At 62.2% G+C, this 1,884-nt stretch carries 2 protein-coding genes; both read right to left on the bottom strand.

Annotated elements, in window-relative coordinates:
• The coding region (locus tag H5T60_14485; GenBank protein MBC7243638.1) for an extracellular solute-binding protein at nucleotides 1-831 on the bottom strand (831 nt) is incomplete at its 3' end.
• 150 nt (nucleotides 832-981) lie between these two features.
• Nucleotides 982-1,884, bottom strand: a 903-nt coding sequence (locus H5T60_14480) for a carbohydrate ABC transporter permease (protein ID MBC7243637.1), incomplete at its 5' end; no start/stop codon positions are given.

Here is a 1,884-nt window from a genome sequence, read left to right as displayed (position 1 = left end):
CTCATGGATCCACTTGCGGAACTGCTCCCAGGTGTCAACCCAGATCTCGTCGTTGATGAGCACCTTCTTGCCGTCATCCGAGAAGAGCTTGCCGCCGCGGCTAAACACGGCATCCATGAGGTTCGGATAGCCCCACATGGGCTCCCAACCCCAGCGCACCACCTCGCCGCCCTCGACTTTGGTGCACTTGCGGGCGGCCTCGGCCAGGTCCTCCCAGGTGTTCAGCATGTCGGGACTGATGCCCAGTTCCTCGAAGAAGTCCTTGCGATAGTAGAGCACCTGGGTGGTGCCGTAGAGCGGCAGGGCGTACAGCTTGCCATCCTCCCATGTGGCAAACTGATAGAACGCCGGCACGATGTCGTCCGCGTTGAAATCGAGTTCCGCGGCGACCAGTTCGTCCAGCGGGTTCAGCACCTGGGCGTTCATCAGGTCGTGGATGCGCTGGCCGGAGATCAGGGCGATGGCCGGCGGCTTCTTGGCGGCGATGGCGGCCTGGAGCTTCTCCAGCGTCGTCTGGTAGTCCGGCATCACCACGCCGGTGACATGCACCTCGGTCTGGGACTCATTGAAGCGCTTGATGAAGTCCTGGACCACCTCACCGAGCTTCCCGCCGAGGCCGTACCAGAACTCGATCTCCACCGTCTTGGCCGGCGCGGCGGTTGGCTGGGCCGGCGTAGCTGTCGGTTGGGACGGCTGGGCGGGCGTCTCCGTCGCCTGTGGAGCTTCGGTGGCCGGCGCCGGCGTGGGTTTGGGTGCACAGCCGGCTAACGCCGCGGCCCCCAACGAGGCCAACATCGCAATGACCATCACCAGGTACACGATGCGCTTCATAGCTCTCCTCCTTCCTTCTGGGAATACACATGCTGAGACCGGCACGACATGTGAAGTGAACGTACTCGATGTTCCCCTCCCTTCACGTGATCCCTCACCTCACCTCCTTTCCAGACGTGAAGCAGGAGAAATGCCAGCACCCTTCTGCCGCTAGCCTTTGAGGCCCGTCGTTGCGACGCCCTCCACGAACCACCGCTGGCCGAGGAAGAACAGGATGAGCAGGGGCGCCACGGCCGCGGTGTTTGCCGCCATAATCAAATGCCAGCGGATGCCGTAATAGCCCTTCTCGATGAAGAAAATCTGCAAGCCAATCGTCAGCACCCGCATGGTGGGGTTGTTGGTGATGAGCAGGGGCCAGAAGTAGGAGCTGTAATACTGCACCAGGTCGAAAATCACAAAGGTTACCAACAGGGGCTTGCTCAGCGGCATGACGATCTGGGTCAGTATGCGCAGGTGGTCGGCGCCATCAATCTTGGCGGCATCCATAAGCTCACGGGGCAATCCCATGAAGCCCTGGCGGAACAGGAAGATGCCGAAGGAGCTGACGGCGCTGGGGATGATCAGGCCCTGATAGGTATCGAGCCAGTTCTCTCCCAGCCAGTGGGGGACGCGGTAGGCGATATAAGCCAGGATGCCCAACAGCCAGACCCAGCGCCACAGTGTTTTGCCGACGCCCTGCCAGGTGGAGGGCGGGAACTGCTCAGCGATGGTGATGCCCAAGTCGTATACAATGAATGCGAACGCCAGGGTGAAAAGCTGGGCGGATGCTGGGGCATCCGCGCCGGCGGCGCGCAGGGCCGGCAGGGCATATGTTGCCCACGCGGCCCCGACCCCGACCACCAGCACCATCCGCCAGAGGACAGAGATCCACGGCCGCTCCCGGCCGGCCAGCCCGCTGAAAATCGTGTCCAGAAAGCGCAGGATGAGCCAGATGGTCACCATGCCGGCGACCCCCAGCAGGATGGACCAGCACACCCTCAGCCACATCGGCATGCTGGACAAGATGATATAGCTGGGGATGTACGTGATGACCACCGGGATCATCAACGTCGA

It is taken from the genome of Anaerolineae bacterium, from assembly GCA_014360855.1.
GTDB lineage: Bacteria > Chloroflexota > Anaerolineae > JACIWP01 > JACIWP01 > JACIWP01.
The sequence above is the reverse complement of the archived record's forward strand: the minus strand, read 5'-3'. Positions and strand labels throughout refer to the sequence as shown.